This window comes from Microbacterium sp. STN6 (assembly GCF_026410545.1).
In the GTDB taxonomy this organism is placed as follows: Bacteria; Actinomycetota; Actinomycetes; order Actinomycetales; family Microbacteriaceae; genus Root112D2.
Map to the genome: position 1 here is coordinate 376,216 of NZ_JAPMIT010000002.1, position 21,636 is coordinate 397,851.

General features: G+C 62.9%; 22 protein-coding genes and 1 tRNA gene. 14 read left to right on the forward strand and 9 right to left on the reverse strand.

What is annotated here, in order from left to right:
- Positions 1 to 25: 25 nt before the first annotated feature.
- Complete coding sequence (locus OSC27_RS07160) at positions 26 to 2,008, forward strand: ATP-dependent nuclease (protein ID WP_267180757.1); 1,983 nt, start codon at positions 26 to 28, stop codon at positions 2,006 to 2,008.
- Positions 1,984 to 3,615, forward strand: coding sequence for a UvrD-helicase domain-containing protein (locus OSC27_RS07165; protein WP_267180758.1), 1,632 nt, complete (start codon positions 1,984 to 1,986; stop codon positions 3,613 to 3,615). Before OSC27_RS07160 ends, OSC27_RS07165 begins: the two co-directional genes overlap by 25 nt.
- A 124-nt stretch (positions 3,616 to 3,739) precedes the next feature.
- Here the strand turns inward: OSC27_RS07165 and OSC27_RS07170 are convergent, their stop codons facing one another.
- The 4 genes from OSC27_RS07170 to istA all read right to left on the reverse strand — a co-directional run bounded on the left by OSC27_RS07170 (position 3,740) and on the right by istA (position 8,663).
- Positions 3,740 to 5,086, reverse strand: coding sequence for an SMODS domain-containing nucleotidyltransferase (locus OSC27_RS07170; RefSeq protein WP_267180759.1), 1,347 nt, complete (start codon positions 5,084 to 5,086; stop codon positions 3,740 to 3,742).
- The gene (locus tag OSC27_RS07175) at positions 5,086 to 6,075 is read right to left on the reverse strand and encodes a CBASS cGAMP-activated phospholipase (protein ID WP_267180760.1); all 990 of its coding nucleotides are present in this window, start codon (positions 6,073 to 6,075) and stop codon (positions 5,086 to 5,088) included. Before OSC27_RS07175 ends, OSC27_RS07170 begins: the two co-directional genes overlap by 1 nt.
- Positions 6,076 to 6,654: 579 nt before the next feature.
- On the reverse strand, positions 6,655 to 7,455 hold the full coding sequence (gene istB / locus OSC27_RS07180) for an IS21-like element helper ATPase IstB (RefSeq protein ID WP_267180464.1): 801 nt from the start codon (positions 7,453 to 7,455) through the stop codon (positions 6,655 to 6,657).
- Complete coding sequence (gene istA, locus OSC27_RS07185) at positions 7,455 to 8,663, reverse strand: IS21 family transposase (RefSeq protein WP_267180465.1); 1,209 nt, start codon at positions 8,661 to 8,663, stop codon at positions 7,455 to 7,457. The genes istB and istA overlap by 1 nt, the downstream gene beginning before the upstream one ends.
- Before the next feature lie 328 nt (positions 8,664 to 8,991).
- Between istA and OSC27_RS07190 the strand changes: the two genes are divergently transcribed.
- Complete coding sequence (locus OSC27_RS07190; RefSeq protein WP_267180761.1) at positions 8,992 to 9,822, forward strand: hypothetical protein; 831 nt, start codon at positions 8,992 to 8,994, stop codon at positions 9,820 to 9,822.
- Between the two features lie 235 nt (positions 9,823 to 10,057).
- Entirely contained in the window at positions 10,058 to 10,639 is a 582-nt protein-coding gene (locus OSC27_RS07195; RefSeq protein ID WP_267180762.1) for a hypothetical protein, read from the forward strand.
- A gap of 26 nt (positions 10,640 to 10,665) precedes the next feature.
- Here the strand turns inward: OSC27_RS07195 and OSC27_RS07200 are convergent, their stop codons facing one another.
- On the reverse strand, positions 10,666 to 11,157 hold the full coding sequence (locus OSC27_RS07200) for a MarR family winged helix-turn-helix transcriptional regulator (RefSeq protein WP_267180763.1): 492 nt from the start codon (positions 11,155 to 11,157) through the stop codon (positions 10,666 to 10,668).
- Between the two features lie 39 nt (positions 11,158 to 11,196).
- Between OSC27_RS07200 and OSC27_RS07205 the strand changes: the two genes are divergently transcribed.
- Complete coding sequence (locus OSC27_RS07205) at positions 11,197 to 12,093, forward strand: alpha/beta hydrolase (RefSeq protein ID WP_267180764.1); 897 nt, start codon at positions 11,197 to 11,199, stop codon at positions 12,091 to 12,093.
- A gap of 161 nt (positions 12,094 to 12,254) precedes the next feature.
- Here the strand turns inward: OSC27_RS07205 and OSC27_RS07210 are convergent, their stop codons facing one another.
- Positions 12,255 to 13,151 (reverse strand): alpha/beta hydrolase, encoded by an 897-nt coding sequence (locus OSC27_RS07210; RefSeq protein ID WP_267180765.1) that lies wholly within the window; start codon positions 13,149 to 13,151, stop codon positions 12,255 to 12,257.
- A gap of 166 nt (positions 13,152 to 13,317) precedes the next feature.
- Between OSC27_RS07210 and OSC27_RS07215 the strand changes: the two genes are divergently transcribed.
- The gene (locus OSC27_RS07215) at positions 13,318 to 13,785 is read left to right on the forward strand and encodes a MarR family winged helix-turn-helix transcriptional regulator (RefSeq protein WP_267180766.1); all 468 of its coding nucleotides are present in this window, start codon (positions 13,318 to 13,320) and stop codon (positions 13,783 to 13,785) included.
- On the opposite strand, the gene OSC27_RS07220 is transcribed toward OSC27_RS07215, so the two are convergent.
- Together OSC27_RS07220 and OSC27_RS07225 are read right to left on the reverse strand one after the other, a co-directional pair.
- The gene (locus tag OSC27_RS07220; RefSeq protein WP_267180767.1) at positions 13,703 to 15,130 is read right to left on the reverse strand and encodes an MFS transporter; all 1,428 of its coding nucleotides are present in this window, start codon (positions 15,128 to 15,130) and stop codon (positions 13,703 to 13,705) included. The genes OSC27_RS07215 and OSC27_RS07220 overlap by 83 nt on opposite strands.
- Positions 15,131 to 15,212: 82 nt before the next feature.
- Complete coding sequence (locus tag OSC27_RS07225; RefSeq protein ID WP_267180768.1) at positions 15,213 to 15,668, reverse strand: YdeI/OmpD-associated family protein; 456 nt, start codon at positions 15,666 to 15,668, stop codon at positions 15,213 to 15,215.
- Positions 15,669 to 15,808: 140 nt separating this feature from the next.
- Here OSC27_RS07225 and OSC27_RS07230 point away from each other — a divergent pair, with 140 nt between their 5' ends.
- The 5 genes from OSC27_RS07230 (at position 15,809) to OSC27_RS07250 (ending at position 18,268) form a co-directional block, all read left to right on the forward strand.
- Entirely contained in the window at positions 15,809 to 16,072 is a 264-nt protein-coding gene (locus OSC27_RS07230) for a ribbon-helix-helix protein, CopG family (protein ID WP_267180769.1), read from the forward strand.
- Positions 16,069 to 16,308, forward strand: coding sequence for a toxin (locus tag OSC27_RS07235; protein ID WP_267180770.1), 240 nt, complete (start codon positions 16,069 to 16,071; stop codon positions 16,306 to 16,308). The genes OSC27_RS07230 and OSC27_RS07235 overlap by 4 nt, the downstream gene beginning before the upstream one ends.
- Before the next feature lie 88 nt (positions 16,309 to 16,396).
- Positions 16,397 to 17,203, forward strand: a complete 807-nt coding sequence (locus tag OSC27_RS07240; protein WP_267180771.1) for an aminoglycoside 3'-phosphotransferase — start codon at positions 16,397 to 16,399, stop codon at positions 17,201 to 17,203.
- Between the two features lie 54 nt (positions 17,204 to 17,257).
- Positions 17,258 to 17,815, forward strand: coding sequence for a type 1 glutamine amidotransferase domain-containing protein (locus OSC27_RS07245; RefSeq protein ID WP_267180772.1), 558 nt, complete (start codon positions 17,258 to 17,260; stop codon positions 17,813 to 17,815).
- A gap of 132 nt (positions 17,816 to 17,947) precedes the next feature.
- Positions 17,948 to 18,268 (forward strand): hypothetical protein, encoded by a 321-nt coding sequence (locus OSC27_RS07250; RefSeq protein ID WP_267180773.1) that lies wholly within the window; start codon positions 17,948 to 17,950, stop codon positions 18,266 to 18,268.
- 187 nt (positions 18,269 to 18,455) lie between these two features.
- Here the strand turns inward: OSC27_RS07250 and OSC27_RS07255 are convergent, their stop codons facing one another.
- Positions 18,456 to 19,094 (reverse strand): MBL fold metallo-hydrolase, encoded by a 639-nt coding sequence (locus OSC27_RS07255; RefSeq protein WP_267180774.1) that lies wholly within the window; start codon positions 19,092 to 19,094, stop codon positions 18,456 to 18,458.
- 126 nt (positions 19,095 to 19,220) lie between these two features.
- Between OSC27_RS07255 and OSC27_RS07260 the strand changes: the two genes are divergently transcribed.
- From OSC27_RS07260 to OSC27_RS07270, 3 genes are all read left to right on the forward strand, one after another.
- A complete protein-coding gene (locus OSC27_RS07260; RefSeq protein WP_267180775.1) occupies positions 19,221 to 20,243 on the forward strand; it encodes a diacylglycerol/lipid kinase family protein in 1,023 nt (340 codons plus the stop codon).
- Positions 20,229 to 20,304 (forward strand) — tRNA-Glu (locus OSC27_RS07265). Before OSC27_RS07260 ends, OSC27_RS07265 begins: the two co-directional genes overlap by 15 nt.
- A gap of 269 nt (positions 20,305 to 20,573) precedes the next feature.
- On the forward strand, positions 20,574 to 21,608 hold the full coding sequence (locus OSC27_RS07270) for a TerC/Alx family metal homeostasis membrane protein (protein WP_267180776.1): 1,035 nt from the start codon (positions 20,574 to 20,576) through the stop codon (positions 21,606 to 21,608).
- The last annotated feature ends 28 nt before the right edge of the window (positions 21,609 to 21,636 follow it).

Sequence of the window (21,636 nt, forward strand, 5' to 3'; positions counted from 1 at the left end):
CTGTCCTGGGTAGGTGGAGTCTGTAATGCGGGTCGCATCTGCAACTGTGAGCGGGTTCCGACTGCTTGATGGAGTCACCGTCACGTTCGAGGAGTCAACAACAATTATCGTCGGGCGAAACAATAGTGGTAAGACTTCCTTCGTTGAGGTCTTCTACAAGTTCTTGGGCTCGGACAAAGGCTCGTTCAGCCTTGATGACTTCACACTTCGTCGCCTGCAAGGGTTGGCCGAAGCCGGAGCGCTGTGGAAGCAGGCTGACCAAGCTCGTGTGGACGGAGATCCCGAAAAGGCCGCCAAACTTGAGGCCGACGCCATCGATAAGCTCCCAAGCATCACCTTGGAAGTCGAGTTTGCGTATGCGGATGAGGACTCTCTTGCGCCGATTTCGAAACTCATACTGGATCTTGATCCATTACGGCACGACGCACTCTTGGTGTGCACCCTTGGGCTGATCCGCCCTCGTGAATTCTTGAGAGCTTTCGCTGAGTCGGGGATTGACGACATCAGTGCTTTCGTTCGAAAACGGATGAGTTTCTTCGACCGCTCCTTCCTCGCCGTGGACAAAGACGATCGCTCTAATGCCCGCGAACTAAAATTGAGCGAGGTGAAGGATGCTCTTCTATGCGACTTCATATACGCGCAGAATCTGTTCGACGATACTTCGCGAGATACCGGACACGGGCTCTCGAAGGGGTTTGAGAGTTACTATCGCGCTATCGCTAACACGGATGGGACTGTCGAGAGCCTCGAAACCGCTTTGGTTGACGTTGCCACCAAGCTCGATGGCGAGTACTCGACCTTGTTCGCCTCTGTGTTTGGGGACCTCAAACACTTCGGGGCAGGCCGAATGCCCAGCCTCCAAGAACTGAAGATAGTTTCTGAGTTCCGTGCCGCCGATCTTCTCAAGGGCAGCACAAAGGTCATGTACGCCCACGATGGTGGCGCCGACTTACCAGAAGCACACAACGGACTCGGCTTCAGCAAGCTCATTTTCATTGTCTTGCAGTTCGTCGCGTTTTTTGAGAACTACCAAAAGCGCCAGCCACGCTCGGGTATGGAGCTAGTTTTCCTTGAAGAACCGGAAGCACACCTTCACCCGCAGATGCAGTCTGTGTTCATCAAGAACATCAACGAATACTTGAAGTCCAAGCCCGACTGGAACGTCCAGCTGGTCGTTACGACCCACTCGTCGCACGTCGTAGCCGAAAGTGGATTTAAGGCGCTCCGCTATTTCGATGCGGGCAAAAATGTACTCGAGATCAAAGATTTGAAGATGTTCCGCAATGAGCTGGAGTCATCTGACAAGGACTCGTTGCGTTTCCTTGAGCAGTACTTGGAATTGCGCCGCTGCGACATGTTCTTCGCGGACAAGGTGATTTTGGTGGAAGGCGCGGTCGAGCGACTGCTACTTCCCGAGATGATTCGACGTGCCGCTTCCGATCTGAGATATCAGTACGTTTCGGTCATTGAGGTGGGCGGCGCATACGCGGTGAAGTTCCGCAGACTGTTAGAGTTCCTCGGCGTTCAGACACTGATCATTACCGATATTGATTCGGCGGAGGCGAGTGGGCACCATAAGAAGACTGCCACCTCGACTCCGGGCGCGATCACGACGAATGTAACGCTTAAGGACTGGCTACCTCAGGCAGCGACCATCTCAGAACTGCTGGCAAAGCTCGATGCCGACAAGGTGGACACCAGAGTTCGTGTCGCCTACCAAGTGGCCGAGACTGCGGGTGGCGCCGTAGGCCGGAGCTTCGAGGAAGCCTTCATTCTTGCGAATGCCGCGGAACTTGTCGCTGCTACGGAGCTTGCTTCAGCCGGTGTTTTTCAGGACGGCAGCGGTGCGACCTTGGGCGTGCCTACTGTGCTAGCCGATTCCTACCGGATTGCGGCCGAGATTGAAAGCAAGTCGGACTTCGCTTTCGACATTTTGTCGCTACCGAATTGGGGTATCCCGCGCTATATCAAGGAAGGGCTTGAATGGCTAGCACCTCCGAGCAAGTAGTCGAGTGTCTTGAAGCACACCAAAGTTTTGTTGTTGAAGCGGGCGCAGGTTCCGGTAAGACCCGGACGCTCGTCGAGGCGTTGGCGTACCTTCTCGGCTCGCAAGCGCGGGAGCTGGTTACGAGGGGACAACAGATCGTCTGCATTACTTACACGAATGTCGCAGCCAACGAGATCATGTCGCGCATTAACCGAGACCCGCTGGTTCGCGTTTCAACCATTCATGACTTCCTGTGGTCTCTGATTGCTGGATTTCAAACGGAGCTGCGGTCCGGCATTCTTGCCGCAAATTCCGCCGCCGACCCAAAGAAGCAAATAGCTGACCTCAACCTTACCGGCGTTGCCATCGAGTACTGGCAATACCCAAGGAAGTGGCAGGAAGGCAAACTCCATCACGACGATGTGATATCCCTGTCCGCCTGGATGTTCTCGACCTACCCGAAGCTTGCGCGCCTCGTGGCAGATAAGTTTCCGATCATTTTCGTTGATGAATATCAGGACACACACGCATCCACGATCGATCTGCTCCTGAACGTTTTAGTTGCCAAGGATCCTGACAAACTTACGGTCGGACTTTTTGGCGACCACATGCAAAAGATCTACAACAATGGTGTTGGCAAGGTCGACCATCAAGTGCTTAAGCTCATCCAGAAGCAAGAGAACTACCGTTGTTCGACGGCAGTAATTGGCCTCTTAAACAGGCTACGGCCCTCCTTGCTGCAAGTACCCGGGAGCGAGAACGTTGAAGGCAGCGCAAGGTTCTTCTGGACGACGGCCGGTGCGACAGACCCAGCCGCCGAGATTCGGGCACAGCTTCGAACTGAAGGCTGGAACGAGGCTGACGAGAAGGTTCTAATGCTTACGCGTCGAGGAATCGCGGCCGACCTCGAGTGGCCGAATCTTCTGGCCGCGTATGCAGCACGTGGAAGTCTGAGTGTTGATGACTTTTCCCGTCGCGACGATGAGTTCGGCGAGCTGTTTGCGGACATCGAGGAACTAGCTCGGGCGTTCGAAGACGGACGATATGGCGACTTCCTGGCGCGCCGCGCACGCGGGAGCGGACCTATTCGGAAGCACGCCGACAAGGAGGATGCAGTCGCCCAGGTAAACAAGTTGAACCAACTTCGCATGTCGGGGACGGTCGGCGACGTCGTCGACTTCGTTTGGACAGACGGGCTCCTGCGCAAGCCAAGCCGAGTTACTCGTTTGGAGGAACGGATAAGGGCTGCGGAGGACCCGGATCGGGCCGTGAAGGATCAGACCTTTCTCGATGCACTCCGTGCTGTCCCGTTCGTTCAGGTAATCAACTTCGAGCGATATCTAAACGATGAGACACCCTTCTCCACCAATCACGGAGTTAAGGGGGAGGAATACGAGAACGTACTTGTTGTGCTGGATGACACCCTCTGGAATAACTACAAGTTTGAGGCCGTGCTCGCCTCGGACACTAGTAAGTCTCAGTACGAACGCAGCCTCAATCTGTTTTACGTCTCCTGCTCAAGGGCGAAGCAGAACCTCGTGGTGCTTGCCGCCTCCCCGATGGGTAGTGCCGCACTTGACGGAGCAAAACGACTTTTCGGAGATGACAACGTCCGCGAGCTTGCGTAGCCTCTGCCGCTATGTCCGGATGTCGCGGACGGGCGTTTTGGCTGATTTTCGATGGCTCGATATCCCGTGAGGTGTCGGGCACCGGTACGTGTTTTTCGACCGTCTTCTCGCCTTCGTTGGATCCCTACTTGATACGGACTTCTTGGTGGTCTCTCGCGACACAGACGCCGTCCTTGACGATGTACGCCTCCACGTAGTGCCGCCCACGATACGCGGTCGGTTCACTTCGGCTCAGGGTACCGCTGTCCTTTTCAATCTGCCCACGAATACAGTCGGCACGAATTGCCTCGTCGCCGGTGTTTCGTACTTTCCAGTAGACCTCTACTGGTCCCGGTACGTTGTGCCGGATGCGGAACTTGATGTTTGTATGCCGCGGAACGACGTTCCCGTATTTGCTGAGTTCGTACTCTCGGAACCCTCGCCGTTTCGCGACTCGTCCCGTGACGTGAACTCGATAGCGGCTGTCGAGACGAGTGCGAATGCGCCAGCGTCCTTCGAGCGTTTCGTCGGTGTTGCGCACTCCCTGCACGCTGAGATGAGCCTCTGATGCCTTCTTGACGGCCGTGTCATATGTTCCGAACTTGTCGCCGAAGAGTCGACGCCACTTGACCTTGGACTCCTCTGGGTCGCCTTCGTCGTACGCCTCTTCAATCCAACGTTGATAAACATGGATCTTGGCGCGGAAGTTGGCGTACTCGTCCTGATCCCAGCGATGGTTGTAGTTCTCGGTCGGTTCGCTTGGATCGTCGATGCTTGGCATGATCTCGTTGTCCTGCAAGTAGTTATCCAGGGTGCTGACGATGTTCTTTAGTGCAGTCGGCACGTCTGAGTACCTTGATTCATCTCCCCAGACGACTGCCTCGCTGACACTGTTACCAAGCAGAATCGAGAGAATCACCGACTTGCAGCTGAACGTGTCTTTGAAGTCGCGCAGGTACTTCATGAGCCGGATCACCTTGACGAGCCGGCCGCTCGCGAGCCTGTTCTGTGCATCGAGCCACTCGTTGTAGCCCTCAGGGTTTGTTAGCTCGAACCGATTCTCGGCACGGTTGGTGATGTAGTGCGCTCCGTGGCGCTCCATGTATGGAACGAGGTCGATGTGAAACTCGTTTGCGTAGTCAATTCGAATGCAGCGATCATGTCGGCTGACCATGTCGCGGTATGTGGAGCTACCGCGAAAGACCGTATAAAGCTCTTGGACGTAGTCCTTTGCCGCCCATTCCTCAATCTCATTCATTTCCAGGAGCAGGTCAGCATCGAACTCGTCGTTGGCGCGAACAGGATTGATAATTGCCCGGTGAGCGTAGCTGCCCTGCGGCAGGATGTCGATGAAGCTCGTCGCGAAGGCGTCCTCGCCCGTCTGAACGAAGTTTGTGATGGCCGTTACTCGTTCGTCGAGTTGCTTGATGCGGCCATCGCTCAGATTCACCTTGTTGGCGAGGAATGTATCGAAGTGCTTGATTAGCTTCATTATTTTGTCCTCATATCTTCGAGCTTCCGCATCGGCACAAACGATTCAACGGGCGTTGCGAAGAACCGCTTACGGAGAAGTGGGAGTTGTGTTCGTGCCTGATCTGCTCCAAGTGCCCTGAGCTCGGGGATGCCCTGAACTCCATCGAGCCGGTATTGGCGTTCGTCGACGGATGGTGAGACTCGCACAACATGGTCATGTCCGAGGAGAAGCACGGCTGTTCCGATTGATGCGGATGATTGACCCGACATGAACACCCTTACGATCCGCCTCGCCCAGTAATTCGCCAGGCCATGTCGTCGGGTCTGGCTCGCTTCGAAGTTTGCGGGTGCCTCTGTGCAGCCCACAGCCAAGAGCTCTACCTCACCTTTCTGCCACTCAAGGAGTCCGATTGCTTCAACTGCTGCAGCGCCCATTGGATTGTTCGCCCACGTACCGCCGTCGACGAGCGGGATGCCGTTAGTCAGGCGGTGCGTTGGGAAGTAAGTCGGGGCGGCGGCTGTCGCCATCGCTGCGTCGACCGCGAGCATCTTATAGTCACGCTCGAATCTCTCGTGATGTGCCGTCTTAAAGACGTTCACTTCGCCGGTAGATAGGTTGAGCGCCGGAATCACGAGGCGTGTCGAGCTCTCTCCTAGGCGACGAGCTCCGAAGACCTCTTCCAGTGCCGCTCTGAGTGGAGCAGGGTCGTATTTGGCGGTTACCAGTTGACGGAGCGGTCCGAGCCGCCTGCTTCCCTTGAAGATCGTTGGCCCCTTCTTCTCGTAAAAGCTGAGGATGTCTGCTGCGGGAATGCCGAGCCCGAGCGCGAGCGCGATGATGCCGCCAGTCGATGTGCCGACGATTAGGTCGAAGTAGGATGCGAGGGGCTGCTCGAGCTCGCTCTCGAGGTCAGCAAGAAAGGCCGCGGGAAATACGCCCTTGATGCCGCCTCCGTCGATGGTAAGCGCCCGTCGAGGAGTAGCCGACCTTGTTTTCTCTGTACTCATTGCGTCCTTACTTACGCGCTATTACGTCAAGTTTTGCAAGTACCACCGACAAGTCTTCTACTTGCAATCTCGGAGGAGTAGCTGGCGGCGGGAGTCGCTACGAGCTGGCAATGGAAGCGAAAGCTAAGAATGATCGGGGACGGCACTCACGCTAACTTCTGACGTGGTGCGCTGACACGCATTTCAACGCCGACTCGATGTAGCGCTCGGTGAACCGCCCCATGCGACAGCTCGTACTTTGTCTCCGGCTCCCGCATCGTGGAACCTGCTTCATATTCCTTCGCCATGTCGGCCGCTTCGTCGTCACTTACCTTCTGCTTTGAGATGGCAGCACCCCGAGAGCGCAACATGCGAGTAAGTGCCGAGTTGGCAACGTCGAGCTCCTGCGCTAACGACCGCACGCTCTCACCTGCCTCAACGCGGCACACCAGCTCAGAGACTTTCTTCTCTCCGAGGCGTTTCGACAGCGCCTGCGGTCGGTACGAAACTTGCTTGTTCACACCGTCCGGACGCTGCCTGTCGGCGGCGCTTGAATTGTGAACGTTTCCGGCGTTTGAAAAGTGAACGGTTTTGGGCAGTCTAATTGCTGGTTTCACCCGTGGTGGCGATGATGCTGGGGAGGCTGTCGATGCCGCGTCCGCGGAGCCGGTAGGAGGCGCCTTTCAGCGTGAGGACGTCGGCGTGGTGGACGATGCGGTCGATCATCGCGGCGGCGACGGCTTGGTCTCCGAAGACACCACCCCAGCTGCTGAAGGGCAGGTTCGAGGTGAGGATCAGCGACGCGTGTTCGTAGCGGGAGGACACCAACTGGAAGAACAGGTTGGCGGCGTCTTGTTCGATCGGGAGGTAGCCGACTTCGTCGACGATGATCAGCCCGTAACGCCGCAGCCTGGCAAGCTCGCCGGCCAGCTGGCCTTGCCGGTGGGCGTCGGTGAGTCGGGTGACCCAGTCGGTTGCGGTTGCGAAGAGCACCCGGTGCCCGTGCCGGGCCGCAACGATCCCGAGCGCTGTGGCGAGGTGGGTTTTCCCGGTCCCGGGCGGTCCGAGGAGGACCACGTTGCGGGCCTCGGTGAGGAACCCGCCCGAGGCCAGGGCGCCGACTTGTTGCCGGGTAGCCGGTTGCGCGTCCCAGTCGAAGTCCTCAATCGTTTTCCTCGCGGCGAACCCGGCCGCCTTGATGCGCAACTCAGCGCCGGACGCGTTGCGGGCGGATACTTCGCGTTCGAGGACCGCGGCGAGGTAGTCCTCATGGGTCCAGCCGGCATCGCGGGCCTGGTCGGCGAGCCGGGTCGCGGCCTCGATGATGCGGGGTGCTTTGAGTGCGGCGGCGAGATAAGTGATCTGCTTCACCGACTCTGGGGTCGTTGGGGTAGCGGCCATCAGATCGCCTCTCCGGTGAGCCCGAACGCGCGGTCGTAGTCCGCCAGGTCCCGGGCCAGGTCGTCGGCAGGCTGAACGGCGGAGCGGTGCTGGAACTGGCTGCGGAGCCTGACAGCGGTCTCGACATGGGCGGGATCGGTGATCGTCATCCCGCGCGCCCAAACCCGGTCATGCTCGGCAACAAGGCGCCCGCTGGCGCGAACCCGCACCCGGTCCAGATCCGCGGTCACATCAACGAGGCGGCCGATCGCGCTCGGGTCGACGGAGTAGTCGTTCGTGTCCAGACGGACGTAGTAGTCGCGACCCAATCGGATCCGGCCCTGCCACCCGAGATGCAACGGGATCGGGGGCAATGGCAGCATGCCGGCCAGGTCGGCGTCGATGAGGTCGGCCGGCGCGGCACCCAGAGTGCGCACCACTCGCCGGTTCGCCAGCTTCAGCCAGTCGGTGAACTGGCCGTTGAAATCAGCCGGTGACGCGAAGGAACGTCCGGGCATGAATGAGGTCTCGAACCAGCCGTTGCGTCGTTCCACGATCCCCTTGGACTCCGGGTCTCGTGGCGGCAGCAACACAAGCTTGGTCGCCAGCGTCCCGATGAAGGAATCGACCCCGTCCGCGTGGCGTTTGCCACGGCCGATGCCCGGCTCGTTGTCCCAGAGCAGCCGCCGTGGCACTCTCCCGAGTTGCTTGATCAGCTCCCACGAGCCCAGCACCAAGTCCTCGGTCTTCCGGGTGGGAATCATCCTCCCGAGGGCGAACCGCGAATGAGCTGGGGTGATCACCAGCACCGGCAACAACTTCGCCGTGCCATCCTCAAGCGGGATCTTCTTCGGCGGGAACCACAGATCACACTGCGCCGCATCCCCTGCCGCCCAGACCAGCCGGTCCGCCGGATCGATCCGCTGCTGCTCCGGTCGCAGCCGCTTCACGTTGTCACGGAACCACCGGATCGAACCCTCCCACCCGACCCGTTCCGCCAACACCGTCGCCGGCATGCTCGGCGTCTCGGTGAGCAGTTCCCGCACCCGCGCCTCGAACGGCGTGAACGACGTCGGGCCAGCCTTCCGCTCATAGCGAGGCGGTGACTCCGAGCTCACCGCCTTGATGACCGTGGTCCGCGAGACCCCCAACCTCGCAGCGATCCTCGCCTTCGACTCGCCCTCCGCAGCAAGCCTCCGAATCAACGCCCAATCTTCCAAAGTGATCACTCTCCAATCGTTGAGTGTTCACTTTTCAAGCGCCGATACTGTCCAGTTTTCGAGCGCCGCCGACACTGCCGTGGAACCGCCAGTTTTCGCAGTACATCAGGGGTAAAACTGCCCTGCGCAAAGTGTGAACAGAGGTCGAGAGTGCCAGCCAAAGAATCGTTGAGACTTCGTTTCCGATCAGGCTTTCTCTTCGCCCCGGTGGTCGAGTAGGCGACAAGTCGCCGTATCGAGACCGAGCACTCGTCTCCTTGCAGCAGCAGGCCGGCCTCCGCGAAAGCACCATTCGCAAATGAGGGCGCATGTCGTGCCCCACCTATACGATTTGACCATGCCCGAAACCCAAGAGATCGCGCCGGCCGCATCGAAGTTATCCCAAGCGTTGGATGCGGCGGCAAAGATGCCCGGCGTGCGGATCAACCGGGCCGCATATCTTCGTACTGCCCTCAAGCGCCACTGCACCGAGGAGCAGATTGAACGAGCGGTCGCAGAGAGTCCCGCATCAGCAGGCATCCCACTCCAGATCATCGCAGATGTTGCGAACACCTCGATCGTCTATGAGACAAGCAAGGTAACTGGGATTTCCACTCTCGCGGGCCTCCCGGGTGGGTTCTTCATGATCGGCACAGTGCCAGCCGACATGGCGCAATATGTCGGGCATATGCTTCGCATCGCTCAAAAACTCGCATACGTCTACAGCTGGCCGGATCTCTTCGTCGAAAGTGACGACGAGATTGACGAGGCGACCGAGGGAATCCTTACCCTCTTCGTCGGGGTCATGGTCGGAGTCCAGTTCGCTCAGGGCGGGGTGTCGAAGGCATCCGCCATGATTGCCGCTCAGGTGGTCAAGAAGCTTCCGCAGCAGGCGCTGACAAAGGGAGTCATCTACCCGGTTGTCAAGAAGGTCGCGGGTTTCCTCGGTGTCTCGATGACCAAGAAGCTCTTCGCGAGTGGCCTCGCGAAAGCTATTCCAGTCGTCGGCGCAGCGCTCTCGGGCGGTCTTACGCTGGGCACGTTCCTTCCCATGTCGAAGAAGCTGCAGAATCACCTCGCCAGCTTGGAACTCACTAAGCCACAGCTCCGTACTGAGGAGACCGATGTCATCGGCACTGAATGTGCCAATCTCGAGGTCATACCGGAATTCGCGGAGGATGAAGCTTAGCCCTCGTAGAGTATCGAAACGTCGGCGACAACGAGACCGATGCCGAACGGCTAGTCACCGAGTATGGGAGCTCGTTGAGGTGTGTGAGGCGGCTGGCGACGGTCGCCCAGCGACCGATCAATTCGGCCGATCTGGAGGCGTGGGCTTTCGCCTGCTGGAACTTCGGTTAGGCACTGCACACCGAACGGGCCACCGGGCAGTCGGTGATGGCAAGGCCGCCCGATAACCTCAGGCTATGGCGGATACAAAACAGACGAAGACCATCGGAGAGCATCATGTCGCGGCCGAACTGGCCCGACGTGGTTGGGCACCCGCGCTGACCCGTGACGGATTAGAACGCACCGATATCCTCGCCGTACTTACTGAAGGTCAGGACCGCCGCCTGATCGAGGTGCAGGTGAAGACGGCTCGCGGCGCCGTCTGGAACTCGATCAGTTGGCCGCTTGGCGTGAAGTCTCAGGGGCCAAGCCTGCACCAGCGCGAGTACTTCGTCATGGTTGCCGTGCCGCACGACCTCGCTCAGCCTCCCCGCAACTTCGTCCTGCCTCGTTCGCACGTCGCGGCAGCCGCGTGGATTGAGCACATGGACTGGCTCACAGATCCAGGAGCGGCACCGGGGAAACGCAACGCCCCGGTCGAGCGATCGCGAGTGCTGCTGTCTACTCTTGCTCGGTACCAAGACCGGTGGGATCTCTTGCTCGTCGACGAACCCGACGTACCGGTGCTATTGCCCCAACGTTTCCGAGCGCTCGCCCAGGACTCGCGGGTCGGGCTTCCCGAAGGTCATGCTTGGCGAGACAGTCTGCCGGAGTGGTGATGGAAGTGATACGAGTTCTGGGTCTATCAGCCTGAAGGCGTCCCTGCGCCCATCCGCTCGAGAGAGCGCCGGAGGGCGGCCAGCGCCTTGCCCGCAGCGGCGAGTTGCGCCGGCGTGAGGGCGGCCCAGAGCAACTCCTCGAGTCCTTCGTCGAAGGTGCGCTCCGCAGCATCCATGAGGGCTCTGCCCGTTTCGGTCAGTGTCAGAAGTGAGGATCGGCGGTCGGCCGGGTTCGGCACCCGCTCGATCCACCCACTGAGCTCGAGGCGGTCGCCGAGCTTACTTGTCGCGCCAATTCCGATCGCGAACTCCGCGGCAAGGTCGGCGACGCGGACGTCTGAGTGGTCGCGGACGAATCGCAGGAACTCGAACTGAGAGGTGACGATGCCATGGGCCTCCCGAAGCCGCGCGCCCAGCGCGTTGTAGAGGCGGGTTTCGCTGCGCACCAGATCGGAGAAGAACTCAGCGACGGCGCAGGCTTGCGCACCCACTTCACCACGTTCTGGAGTAGATTCCATGGCATATAGTGTAACGGCATCGTTGTGAGGAGATCAACCGTGACAGCAGAACAACGCGCCTACGTGGATGGACTGCTGCGGCGCCCTCGCCCGCAGAAATCGCAGACCCTCGAAGAACTGAGGGCGGGTTTCTCCGGCATGATGGCCAGCATGCGGGTCGACGACCACGTACGTACTTCCCACTCAAGTCTGGGCGGTCGACCTGCGCTCGCCGTCGACCCTCGCCGTAACGCCGCTCCCGGCGTGCTCCTGTACTTCCACGGCGGCGGTTACGTCTTCGGGTCGCCCGAGGATTCACTGTCGCTCACCTCCGCGCTGGTCGCATGCACCGGCATCCGCTCTGTGTCGCTCGACTACCGCCTGGCGCCGGAATATCCGTTCCCCGCGGCCTTGGAAGATGCGCTCGCCGCCTACCGAGACCTTCTCGACCGCGGCATTGAACCGAGCCAGATTGCGTTCGTCGGCGACTCTGCGGGTGGCGGCATCGCGGCGACCACGCCCCTGCTCGCGCGCGACGCAGGCCTGCCCATGCCCGCCGCGGTAGTCGCGCTGTCGCCCGTGCTTGACAGGACGATGACCGGGCGAAGCATGGAGAGCAAGGCCGGCATCGACCCGCTTTTCACGAGGGAGAGCCTGCAGGCGACCCGCGCCATGTACCTCGCCGGCGGAGATCCGGAGCACGAGTACCTGAGCCCGGCGGTGCTCGCCGACCTCGCCGGGTACCCGCCGCTGCTGTTGCAGGCGGGAGGCAACGAGGTGCTTCTCGACGACTCGACACGCATGGCAGAGCGGGCATGGATGGCCGGGGTCGACGTCGTGCTCGACGTCACCGCCGGCGTGCCCCACGTGTTCCAGTCGTTCACCGGCGTGCTCGACGAAGCCGACCAGGCGCTCGATCGCGCGGCGCTCTTCCTCACTCAGCGGCTGCGGGCTTAGATCCCCCTTTCGTTGAGGCGTGGCCCGACGAGTCAGTTGTGCAACAGGCTGTTCACAAATCCCGTGGGGTCACACAACCTCGTGCGAGAAGCGAGGGCCTTTCCTCTCCCAGCACATGCAAACGTGAGACGCAGGTGCTGGGAGAGCGTTGAAGCCGGTCGTTAGGCGAGGTTGTCGGCGATGAACCGCGCGGCCCGGTTGAGGGCGGCATCCCCTTCGTCCAAAATGCCGGCGAAGGCCTGGAAGACATGCGGAACCTGCGGTGTGACGTCGAGGATCACCGGCACGTCGTCGGCCGCCGCCTTGACCGCGAGGCGAGTGGCGTCGTCGAGCAGCACCTCACTCGAGCCCACCTGGATGAGCAGCGGAGGCAGCCCCGTAAGGTCGGCGAAGATCGGGCTGACAAGCGGGTCAACGGCCGACGCGCTCGTGCCATCGAGGTAATCGCGAGCGCGGGTGCGAATGGCGGCGGCGGTGATATTGGGGTCGGATGCCGCCTTGCCGACGAAGCTTGCTCCACTCGCGGTGAGATCCGTCATCGGCGAGAACAGCAGGGCCGCCGCCGGCATCGGCAGACCGCGCTGCTTGCCCGCAATCAGCAGTTCGGCAGCCAGGTTGCCTCCGGCGGACTCACCCGTGACCACGAGCTGCTCGGTGCCGCCGAGCTGCTCGACGAGCGCCTGGTAGGCGGCCGTCGCATCGTCGAGCGCGGCGGGATACGGATTCTCGGGCGCCAGACGGTAGTCGACCGAGATCGCGCGCATGCCGGCCTTGCGAGCGATCGTCGCGGCCAACCCCACCGATCCGCGCGCAGAGCCGACCGCGAAGCCGCCACCGTGGAAGTGAAGGATCGTGCCGCGGGGTTCGACGCCGTCGATCTCGATGGAGATGGCGGGGATGCCGCCGAGCTCGATGTCGGTCATGCGAACGTCGTCGGGCAGCGGCTGCGCCGTGAGCATCTGCTCGAGGAGGGGTCGCTGCACCACGACGTCGCCGCCGAGGTCGAAGGGGGCGTTGCGGAGAATCTGGTGAACCAGCTCGCGCTGTTCGGTGCTCATGATGTTCCTGTTCGATTGAAAGGGTGGGTGCCCGGTCGGGCGCTCATTCAGTTGCATTAGCGCTAAGATAGTTGGCGTCAAGATAATTCCCGATCGGCGTGACGGGTTTTGGCGGCAATGTTCTTTTGGCAGCAACGTGCTTTTGGCGGCAATGAGTGGAGGCGACATGTACGAGGTGCGGCAGGTGTTTGATGACCTCATTCGATTCGAGACGATGCTGTGGAACACGGTGGATGACCGCCTTCAAAACGAGGTCGGGATCTCGCTCGGCAACATGAATCTGCTGCTCGTCTTCGAGGGCACCACGAACTGCCGGGTGCAGGACATCGCACAAGCGTTGGCCATCACGGTCGGGGGAACCAGCCAGGCGGTGGACCGCCTCGAAAAGGCGGGATGGTGCGTGCGTGCGGCGCATCCGACTGACCGTCGTTCGTCGATCGTGACGCTGACTGACGAGGGTGTCGCGGTCCTGAAGCGGGCGAAGCCGGTATTCGACAGGGAACTCGAACGGCTGCTCGTTGCGCCGCTAACGGCACCTGCCCTTGGAGCTTTTACGGAATCTCTCGGGATCCTTCGCCGGTCGGCGGATAGGCGCCGTGGGGATGCTGAGAAGAAGAGTCCTGAGAAGACGTAGGAGCCGTCGGCGTGCGGATGCCGATGAACGAGACGATGGCGCCGGCGAGCATGAGGGCGGCCGTGGTGAGCGCTATCCGTCTGAAGCCGTCAACGTCGAGTGCGCCGCCGGCGATGATGCCGGCCAGCGCGATTGTCACGAGTCCGGCGACCCTCGAGACCGCGTTGTTGATGGCCGACCCGATGCCGGCCCTGGCGGGGTCGATCGAGCCGAGGATCCCGCTGGTGAGCGGGGCAACCGTGACAGCGAGACCGATGCCAACGAGAACGATGCCGGGGAACACCTGGAGCCAGTAATTGAACTCGTGCCCCGCCGTTACCATCAGCAGGAAGCCCGCGCCCGCGATGAGCGGGCCGAGCGTCATGAACATGCGGGGGCCATGGATGCCGGCGAGCTTGCCGAACCACGAGGAGAGCACGAGCAACACCAGCGTCGGCGGCAAGGTGGCGATGCCGGCGAGGGTTGCGCTGAATCCGGCGCTCTGCTGAATGAACACGATGATCGCGAAGAAGCCCAACGAGAGCGCCCCATAGATGAACGTGGTTGCGATGTTGCCGAACCCGAAGTTGCGCACACGGAACAGGGAGAGCGGCAGCATGGGGCTCTCGTGGCGGTGCTCGCGCCAGAGGAAAGCGGCGAGCGAGGCGACGCCGACGATGAGCGGCACGAGCAGAACGGGGCTGTTCCAGCGGTACCCGTCCTTCTCGATGAGCGCGAAGATGGGGCCGCCGAGACCGATGGCGCCGAGGACGGCACCGAGTACGTCGATTCTCGGCCGCTGACCCGTCGCTCTCACCGGTTCAAGGCGCGAGATCAGCCAGAGCGTCACGACGATCGGCGCCAGATTGATGGCGAAGATGAAGCGCCACGAGAGCCCGTCGACGAGAACGCCGCCCAGCAGCGGGCCGGTGATGCTGGCCGCGCTGGTCCATGCCGTCCAGGTTCCGATGGCCTTGCCCTGAGCCGCTCCGCTGAACGTCGAGATGATGATCGCCAGCGAACTCGGCACGAGAAGCGCCGCCGCGCCGCCTTGCAGCAGCCGAGCGCCAACGAGAAACGCCGCCGAGGGCGCCACCGCGCACAACACCGACGCCACGCCGAAGCCCAGAAGCCCCAGTTGAAGGATGCGCACCCGCCCGAACGCATCCGAGAGCGACCCGGCGAGCAGAATCAGCGCACCCAGCGTGAGCAGATACGCGTCGACCACCCACTGCTGCAGGGGGAGCCCGCCGCCCAACTCGTCGGCGATGGCGGGGAGCGCAACGTTCACCACTGAGCCGTCGAGGAACGCCACGAACGAGGAGAGAATTGCGATCGCCAGCACGAGACGTTGCTGCCGTGTCACGGTGCCGGCCCTTCTACCCGAAGGCCGTGCGTGAGCCGCCTATGTGAACGCTTCGAGTGCGTTCCATCTTATGGATGCGCGCCTACTTCTCCTTCACGTCGCGCAGCGCGGCCAGCGCCTTGTCGACGCGGCGGGCGCGGGTCTCGGGCGCCTTGGCATCCTCGATCGAGCGGGCGTGCTCCTTGCGGTTCGTGAACGAGAGCTTCTCCCATGCCGTCTTCAACGCGGGGTCTGTGGCGAAGGCCTCGGCGAGCTCGGTTGGCGCCGCGACCTCGCGCGGGGCAGCATCCAGCTCCACATCGACCGTGACCTTGTCGCCGACCGCGAGGCCGGATGCCGCGCGGTGGGCAGCGCTCAAACCGATCAGCGTGCGGCCGCTCATGACGCCGACCGTGTAGCTGAACGAGTAGCGACCGTCGAGAGTGACCGTGACCAGCGGGCGTTTGCCGCCGCCGAGAGCGGCCACGACATCCGCAGGTACTTCGATGCCGGCGGTGCTGCCGCCGTTACTGTGGATCGTTGCGGTGAAGGTGGGCATGGCTGCCTCCTGAAGTCTCGTCAGCTCCGACGTCTGCGCTACGGCTGAGTTAACAGTGGCGAGGTCGAGCCCGGAACGCAAGAGCGCGTCAGGTCGATGCGGTGCTGGACGTTGCGCCATTTTCGTCATACATTATTCATATGGTTTCGAGCGAAATGATCAACGGGAAACTGGTTACTGAGGAGCAGATTGCCGGCTGGGCTGCTGAGGCCGACGCTGGGTACGACGTCGAGGCGTTGAAGAGGCGGGGTCGCGGACGTCCAGGCCGTGGTGCAGAGCCTTCGCAGGTAGTCGCCTTGCGGCTCACGCTTGACGAGATCGCGACCCTTGACGCTCGCGCCGAGCGCGAGGGTAAGACCCGTTCTGAGGTTATCCGCGAAGCGCTTACTGACTCGGCAGCGTGAAAGTTCACGGCGCAGCGCTTAAGCATGGAGTGCTTCCCGAGGACGCAGTTCAGGCGTCATCGTGGCCGCTGTGGATCGAAGACCTCGATGAGGACAGCCCTTCCCGGCAACTGCGTCTCGGCTTTGACACTCAGGGACGCTTGCTGGAAACCGTCGTGCTTGTGTTCGACAGCGGCAACGAACTTGTGATCCACGCGATGAAAGCGCGACCGCAGATGCTTGAGCTTCTGCCGTGAGCATCGGCCGACTTCTATGGCCGAGATTGGATCGCGGCACAAACGACGTGACATCGGCGACGTCGCCGTCGCTTGCTAGCGTGATCGCATGACCTGGGACATCGCGGCCGTTCCTGCGGAGTCGGCGGCGGTTCCTGATCGGGTGACGGCACTGTCGAATGGCGACGAGATTCGACCCGTCTGGCGCAACGTTCTCGGCGGCATGACGTATCGGCTGGGCGCCGACACCCCGCGAGACCGGCACGTGAAGTGGGTGCCGGCCGGCACACCCGAACTCGATCTTGAGGCCGAGGCCGAGCGCCTCGCCTGGGTGCAGCCCTTCGCATCCGTGCCTCACGTGATCGACGCGGGCGCCGACGAGACCGGCTCCTGGCTGGTCACGACCACGCTGCCGCTGCGTTCCGCCGTCGACCCGCGCTGGATCGCCGACCCCCGCACGGCCGTGACCGCCATCGGCGAGGGCCTGCGCCGCTTCCACGACACCGTGCCGATCGAGCGCTGCCCGTTCACGTGGAGCGTCGAGGAGCGCATGCGACGCGTCGACGAGCGCATCGCCTCCGGGGAGCAGAGCGCGAAATGGGCCCCGGAGCATCGCGCTCTCAGCGTCCACGACGCCCGCGCGATCCTGGCCGCCCCGCCCCCGCTCGATGCCGTTGTCTGCCACGGCGACGCCTGCGCCCCGAACACGCTGCTCGACGACTGGGGCGCGTTCGCCGCCCACGTCGATCTCGGCTCGCTCGGCGTCGCCGACCGCTGGGCAGACCTGGCCGTCGCCGCCTGGAGCACCGAGTGGAACTACGGGCCGGGCTGGGAAGACCTGCTCATCTCCGCTTACGGCGCCGGGCGCGACGACGAGCGCATCGCGTACTACCGCCTTCTCTGGGATCTCTCCTGAACGCCCGCTGAGCCGCCCCTTGACGCGCGCGCGTGCGCGAGTAGACCGGCGAGCATGAGCAACGAACTGAGCGGAAAGAAGATCGCATTCCTGACGGCGAACTCGGGGGTCGAGCAGGTCGAACTCACCCAGCCATGGCAGGCAATAGCGGATGCCGGTGGCGAGCCCGCACTCGTCGCACCCGAGTCGGGGCAGGTGCAGGCGTTCAATCACGACGTCGAGAAGGGCGACACCTTCGACGTGGATGTCGCGCTCGACACCGCGTCGGAAGGCGACTACGACGCGCTGGTGCTTCCGGGAGGCACGACGAATCCCGACAAGCTGCGCATCACGCCGGCCGCCGTCGCGTTCGTGCGCGCGTTCGTCGACGCGAAGAAGCCGATCGGGGCGATCTGCCACGGCCCGTGGACTCTCGTGGAGGCCGACGCCGTGCGCGGCAAGACGCTCACGAGCTGGCCGAGCCTGAAGACCGACATCACGAACGCGGGAGGAACCTGGGTCGACCAGGAGGTGTTCGTCTGCGGCGCGGACAACCGCGTGCTCGTGACGAGCCGTAAGCCGGGCGACCTCGGCGCGTTCTGCCCGGCGATCGTCGAGCAGTTCGCGCGGTAGGAGTACCGAGTGATTGCGCCGAGCGATTGCACCGAGCAGGCGGGGGAGATCATCGCGCTCGCGGCTCGGCCACTGCAGAATAAACGCGGCGTCCACGGTGTTGACACTGGTGAACGCCGAGAGGGGGAGACCATGACGAAGAAGATCAGTCCTGAGGCCGCCGAAACGGCGAGCGGCACAGGGCACGTCGGCGAGGTGAGCTCGGGAGAGGGCGACCTGGCGACGCGCCGGGCCGACCGCATCCGCGAGGCTGAAGATTTGACCCGACTGCAGGCGGCATTCCCATGGTCTGCTGCGCTGCCTCTCGCCGATCGAGTGCGGTTCGCGCACGAGCTCGCTGACCACTCGTCGCGCCTCAGTGACCGCGACTTGGAACGCCTGCTTGGCCTGTGGCGCGCCCGAGCCCACACGTATACATCGCAGGGGGCCAGGCGAGGTCGCAGTGCCGCGTGAGAGAGTTGGCCCGTTCATAATTCAGGAGAAATGACGCGACGCGCCGTCGATCCGACTGAGCACACGGCGTGCCGCCTGATTCTTCCTGAATTGTGAAGGCGAGCCGGCGGCGAATGCCGGCGGAGGCGCTCGTCACCCCGCATCCGAGAGCGCTTCAGATCGAGTGTGTCGGCGGCTCCAGTGGCCGCTAAAGGTCGAGCGAGTCGTTCGGCTCCAGCGGGAAGAACTCGCCGCCGCCCTGCTCAGTCGCCCAGCCAATGCGCGCGTTCGCCATCTGCTTGCCCGCCTGCGAGTTCACCATCTCGTGCGTCGGGAAGCTGCGCCGCGGCGCCACCCCGAGCACGTAGTCGATGAACTCGGCCGCCTTCAGCCACGGAGCGCTCGACGGCACCGCCAGCGTGTCGACCTTCACGTCTTCTGGCACCGTGAACGAGTCGCCCGGGTAGAACAGCGTCTCATTGACGAGAACCCCCAGGTTGTCGACCACCGGGATCGACGAGTGGATGACCGCGTGCCTGCCGCCGTAGAAGCGCAGCGTGAAGGGCCCCGCCTCGACTGTGTCGCCCGCCTCGACCACCGTGACGTCGAAGTCGGATGCTGCCGCAGCGACCCCGGCCGGAGCGTAGATCGGCACGTCACCCGCCTTCTCGAGGATGCGGCGCAACTGCTCTGGCGTCCAGTGGTCGGCGTGCTCGTGGGTGATGACGACGGCGACGACGCCCGCGGCATCCGTGATCGGAGTGGTGAAGGAGCCCGGATCGATGAAGAGCTTCCTTCCGGATTCCTCGAGGATCAGGGCCGCGTGTTCGAGCTTCGTCAATCGCATACCGAGAGCTAATACCCATGTGCGGCATGCCGCAAACTGCAGCCGGCGAGAGCGCAGGCGTTCGAAACCCGTGCGCCCCCTTTTGGTGCTGCCGGCGGGGGGCGTAGTAGTGAATAATCGTCAGGCATGAGCGCTCCACTTCGGCGCATCGTCGTCGCCGACAACCCGCAGGCGGGCAACGCGTCCCGCCGCGGCGTCGGCGCGGGCGTGGGGCGGGCGCTCGCCGGTGCCGGGTACGAGGTCGAGGTCGTCACCCGACCCGACTTCGCCTCGCTTCGGGGGGAGGCCGCGGTGCGGCTCGCGCGCGGCGCCGAGGCGCTTGTCGTCGTTGGCGGTGACGGCATGGTGAGCCTCGGGCTGGGTCTCGTGGCGCAGACGCCGATTCCGCTCGGCATCGTGCCGACCGGCTCGGGCAATGACACGGCCCGCGCACTCGAGATCGCCCACGACGACACCGATTCCGCCATCCGCACCCTGCTCGAGGCCCTGCGGCTCGAACCGCGTGTCATCGATGCCGGCCGCGTGCGGCAGGCGGGAGCGACGACCTGGTTCGCCGGCGCCGTCTCGGCCGGGTTCGACGCGGTCGTCAACGAGCGAGCAGACTCCATGCGCTGGGTGCGCGGTTCGGCCCGCTACACGGTCGCGCTCGTGCGCGAGCTCGCCATGCTGAAGCCCATCACCTACGACCTCGTGGTCGACGGCGAGGCCAGGCATCTCGACGCGCTGCTCGTGGCCGTCTCCAACGGCACTTCCATTGGTGCAGGGATGCGCATCACCCCGCGCGCCCGACTCGACGACGGCGAACTCGACCTCTTCGTGGTCGCCCCCATGTCGCGACGCGCGTTTCTGCGCGTGTTCCCGCGCGTGTACTCGGGGACGCACACCGAGCTGCCGGTCGTGACGATCGAGCGTGTGAAGAAGGTGCGCATCGAGGCGGAAGGCATCGTGGCGCGCGCCGACGGCGAGAGAGTCGGCCCGCTGCCGGTGGAGATCGACGTGGTGCCCGGCGCCCTTCGCGTGCTCGCCCCGCACGCGGCGAGCGTGCCCCTCATGCCGCGTGCGACGCTCGGGCCGGAAACGGCCCCTCACGGTTTGATCACGCCATCGACGTATGGCATACTCGATGAGTCGCGCGGCCCCATCGTTTAGCGGCCTAGGACGTCGCCCTCTCACGGCGGTAACGCGGGTTCAAATCCCGCTGGGGTCACCAGCACAACGAAAGCCCTCGCATGCGCAGTATTCGCATGCGGGGGCTTTCGTCATCCGCTCTGCCTTGTCGCACTGTGCTCTCTCGCGTGGGTCGCACCGGCTAGGCTTGTCGCAGTCGAAGGGGAGTATCCCGGCGGGCGAGAGCCGCCCACGCCGACCTCGTCAGGACGGGCCGCCGAAAGGCAGCCCCGGGGCGGCGGCACCGAGAGGTGCGGGAGAGACTTTCGGGCCATACCGTGCATTGCGCGCGCCCGAATAGAAAGGTCCCCTGTGACCCTCGCTCTTCCCCTCTGGTTCGAGATCGGCTCATACGTCGTTCTCATTCTGATTCTCGTCGGCGACCTGCTGCTCGTCTCCCGGCGCCCGCACGTGCCGTCGGTGCGCGAGTCGGCGCTGTGGATCGGCTTCTACGTGGCGCTCGCGCTGCTGTTCGCCCTCGGGATCCTGCTGCTCGGCGACGCCGAACACGCCAGCCAGTTCGTCACGGGCTGGATCACGGAGTACAGCCTCAGCATCGACAACCTCTTCGTATTCGTGCTGATCATGGCGCGGTTCAAGGTGCCGCGCGCCTCGCAGCAAGAGGTGCTCATGGCGGGCATCGTCATCGCGCTCGTGCTTCGCGGCATCTTCATTCTCATCGGGGCACAACTCATCGCGAACTTCGGGTGGATCTTCTACCTGTTCGGGGCGTTCCTTCTCTACACGGCGCTCCGCCAGGCGTTCGCGCCCGACAGCGGTGAAGAGGGCCGAGACAATGCGTTGATCCGCGTGATTCGCAGGCGACTGCGCATCTCCGACGACTTCGACGGCTTCCGGCTGCGCACCACGGTCGACGGGCGCAAGGTGCTCACCCCGCTCATCCTGGTTCTGCTCGCGCTCGGCACCACCGACCTGCTCTTCGCGCTCGACTCGATCCCGGCCATCTTCGGCATCACCACGAGCCCGTTCATCGTGTTCACGGCCAACATCTTCGCCCTCATGGGGCTGCGCCAGCTGTACTTCCTGCTCGGCCACCTCATCGACCGGCTCGCGTACCTCGGCTACGGCATCGCGGTCATTCTCGGCTTCATCGGCGTCAAGCTCGTCTTTCACGCCATGCACACGAATTCGGTACCCTTCCTGAACGGGGGCAGACCGATCGAGTGGGCGCCGGAGATCGGCACCGGCACATCACTGCTCGTGATCCTGGTGGCCATGGCGGTGGCGACCGCGGCTAGTCTGCTGAAGATCCGCATAGATTCGCGTTCCGTCCCGGAGAATACCGACGGGCAGCGCAGCGAGTCGCGAGAGGAAACGAACGAGTGAGCGCAAGGGTCGCGTCAAACGCACGAAC